Below are 564 nucleotides of genomic sequence, written 5' to 3' on the forward strand. Positions count from 1 at the left end.
CTCGATATCGAGACCAGACTCACGCGCCAAAATAACCAGCTTACGCATCACATCAGAGCCGTCTAAGTCAGCACGAGGATCAGGCTCCGTTAGGCCCTGCTGCCACGCAAGGTCCACCAACTCGCTAAATGGTACTGAGCCATCAAATTGTTGGAACAACCAAGATAGAGTGCCAGAGAAGATGCCTGACAGCGCAATGATGTCATCACCACTCTCCCGCAAGTCGCGAACAGTATGATTGATCGGTAAGCCTGCACCTACTGTCGCGTTGTACAACCAATGGCGGCTGATCTTCGCGAACGCGTCTTGTACCTGATGGTAGTAATCACTCGATGCAGAGCCCGCGACTTTGTTGGCTGAGATGAGGTGGATACCTTGTTGAGCGATGTCCAAATACTTGTCAGCCAGTACCTTGCTCGCCGTTACATCCAATACCACCACTTCATCGTAGCCCTGAATTGAACCCAGCTTGGTTAGCCACTCACCGTCCTTATACTCAACCGCATCGTCACAAAAGCGATCGACAACGGCATGAGCATCGATGCCTTGTTCGTCATACCAATA

Annotated in this window: 1 pseudogene; it reads right to left on the bottom strand. The window is 51.2% G+C overall.

What is annotated here, in order from left to right:
• Nucleotides 1-564, bottom strand: a pseudogene (gene metL, locus KIV40_RS35260) (bifunctional aspartate kinase/homoserine dehydrogenase II); the annotation flags it as partial.

The organism is Vibrio sp. D173a (assembly GCF_030248475.1).